Consider the following 2733-nt stretch of genomic DNA (forward strand, 5'->3'; position numbering starts at 1 on the left):
CCGGGCATGTTTTCGCGGCTTGACCCGGCGCCGCCTCTGGCGGCCCGTTTCCCGTCGCGAGGAGTCCGGGTGAGCCGCCAGCGCGTGCTACAATTCCAGCCCTTTCAAGGCTTGTGAGGCACGCGATGTTTTCCGATAAAGACACCCTGGCGAAAGTTGATCCCAAGATCTGGCAGGTGATCGAGAACGAGAATCGGCGTCAGGAGGAGCATATCGAACTGATTGCCTCGGAGAATTATGTCAGCCACGCGGTGATGGCTGCGCAGGGCTCGCAACTGACCAACAAGTATGCCGAAGGCTATCCGGGCAAGCGCTATTATGGTGGCTGCGAGTACGTCGACGTCGCCGAGCAACTGGCGATCGATCGCCTGAAGAAGCTGTTTGGTGCTGAAGCCGCGAATGTCCAGGCGAACTCGGGCTCGCAGGCCAATCAGGCGGTGTTGCTGGCTTTTGCCAAGCCGGGTGACACGATCATGGGCATGAGTCTGGCCGAGGGCGGTCACCTCACGCATGGCATGCCGCTCAACATGTCCGGCAAGTGGTTCAAGGTCGTAGCCTACGGGCTTGATCAGCATGAAGCGATTGACTACCCGAGGATGGAAGCGTTGGCCCGCGAGCACAAGCCGCGCATCCTGATTGCCGGTGCCTCGGCTTACTCGCTGCGCATCGACTTCGAACGTTTTGCCAATGTGGCCAGGGAAATCGGCGCCATTTTCATGGTCGATATGGCGCATTACGCGGGCCTGATTGCCGCTGGTTGTTACCCGAACCCGGTGCCCTGCGCCGATGTCGTGACTTCGACCACGCACAAGACGCTGCGCGGCCCACGCGGCGGGGTTATCCTGATGAAGGCCGAGCACGAAAAGGCGATCAATTCGGCCATTTTCCCTGGCCTGCAGGGAGGGCCGCTGATGCATGTGATTGCAGCCAAGGCCGTGGCTTTCAAGGAGGCGCTGACGCCGGCCTTTCGTCATTACCAGGAGCAGGTGCTGGCCAACGCTCGTGTCCTGTCGCGCGTGCTGGCGGAAGAGCGTGGACTGCGCATCGTCTCTGGTCGGACCGAATCACACGTCTTCCTGGTCGATCTGCGCGCCAAGAACATCACGGGGAAGGAAGCCGAGGCTGTGCTGGGTGCGGCGCACATCACGGTCAACAAGAACGCCATTCCTAATGACCCGCAAAAGCCCTTCGTCACTTCCGGCATCCGCATCGGTTCGCCGGCGATGACGACGCGTGGTTTCACCGAGATCGAAGCCGAACTGGTCGCTCACCTGATTGCCGATGTGCTCGACGCGCCGGGCGAGGAAGGCGTTCTGCGGCGAGTGCGTGCGGATGTCTCGACGCTGTGCCGGAAATTTCCGGTCTATGGTGCCTAGTAGTTCGTTCCGCTAAAACATATAAAACTTAGGCCATGGCCAGATCGAACCTCTTCCAGCGAAAGACGACTGGGGCCGCGTTCATCTCATTGATCCCTTGGCGGATGCGTGTCTTGAGTTCGACCACAGAGGTGACCCGGATATGTCGCAGGAAGGAGCGAGCCATCTTCGAGAAGGCGCACTCGATGAGGTTGAGCCACGAGCCGTGTTTGGGGGTGTGGACATACTCGAAGCGCCCAGGGCGTGTCGCGAGGAAGGCCAGGGTTTCCTTCGAGATGTGTGCCGAATGATTGTCGAGAACGAGGCGAACAATCGCCTCTGGAGGATAGTGGGCGTCGATGTCCTTAAGCAGCTCAATGAACTCGGCGCTGCGGTGCCGATCTTCGACTCGCTCGAAGATGTGACCGGAGTGCAGATCGATGCCAGCCAGAATCGAGACGGTGCCATGGCGAACGTACTCGTAATCGCGCCCGAGGTTGGCCGCTTTGTCAGGCACCGGGGGCAGGTCCGGGGCTGTCAGACCAAGCGCCTGAACACCCGGCTTCTCGTCGACGCTCACGGTGAAGATCGGATTTGGACGCGCATCATGAACAGCCCCCTCCCGGTACAAAGCCACGTCCTGATAAACCATCAGAACCTCTTGCATCTTCCGATCGAAATCCGGGTCGCGCCGTTCCAGGTAATAGCTGATCTTGTGCGGCTTGATCCGCCGCTCGTTGAGAATCCGCCAGACGGTACTCTTGCCGGCTTGCGCCAAACGCGGGTGGCCGGCCTCCTCGGCATGGCTCGAAACAAATTCCGCCAACGCCGAAATCGACCACACTTCCGCTGCCCTTCCATGATCTTTCGGCTTTGTGCAAGCCAAACTGACTACCCACGCCTTGGCCTCCTCGGTAATCTCGGGCGCATGCGGGCGATGATAGGCATCCTTCAGCCCAGCGGCCACACCATGGGCCAGGGCCTTGTCGATACACTTGCACACCGTCAAACCTCCGACTCCCACTCGGCGCGTCACTTCAGTAATCGACCGCTTCTCCGCGTACGCCAGCAGAATCTTCGCCCTCTCGGCTTCCCGTACGGGCGCCGTTCTCGACCTGGCCAGACCCCCGAGCATCTCCTCTTCCGCCGCCGTCAATACCAGTGCCGCCCGACTCGTCTTTCCCGACATGACTACACCTCAACACAATTGTCATCCAATCATGCCATTATCGCTGAATGTTCATGTCAATTGTTGAAACGAACTACTAGAACGCGAGGTCCGGCGCGTCACGAACAGCCGGACGAGATTCTCTCGCTGAAATCGCCGCCCACAGCACCAGCCTCAGCGAGCGCAAAAAAGCCGCCTTCAGTCCCAGGC

Annotated in this window: 2 protein-coding genes; one reads left to right on the plus strand and one right to left on the minus strand. The window is 59.9% G+C overall.

The features are described from left to right. Window positions 1-125 precede the first annotated feature (125 nt). On the plus strand, window positions 126-1376 hold the full coding sequence (gene glyA, locus KAY22_RS27505) for a serine hydroxymethyltransferase (RefSeq protein WP_296626221.1): 1251 nt from the start codon (window positions 126-128) through the stop codon (window positions 1374-1376). A gap of 28 nt (window positions 1377-1404) precedes the next feature. Here glyA and KAY22_RS27510 read toward each other — a convergent pair whose 3' ends face one another. Continuing rightward, window positions 1405-2544, minus strand: a complete 1140-nt coding sequence (locus tag KAY22_RS27510; RefSeq protein WP_296626222.1) for an IS630 family transposase — start codon at window positions 2542-2544, stop codon at window positions 1405-1407. Window positions 2545-2733: the final 189 nt, after the last annotated feature.

Source organism: Rhizorhabdus sp. (genome assembly GCF_018006725.1).
In the GTDB taxonomy this organism is placed as follows: domain Bacteria; phylum Pseudomonadota; class Alphaproteobacteria; order Sphingomonadales; family Sphingomonadaceae; genus Rhizorhabdus.

Excerpts from the sequence above, each read along its gene's own strand:
- glyA (WP_296626221.1), top strand. The coding sequence starts at position 126 with ATGTTTTCCGATAAAGACACCCTGGCGAAAGTTGATCCCAAGATCTGG.
- KAY22_RS27510 (WP_296626222.1), bottom strand. The coding sequence starts at position 2,544 with ATGTCGGGAAAGACGAGTCGGGCGGCACTGGTATTGACGGCGGCGGAA.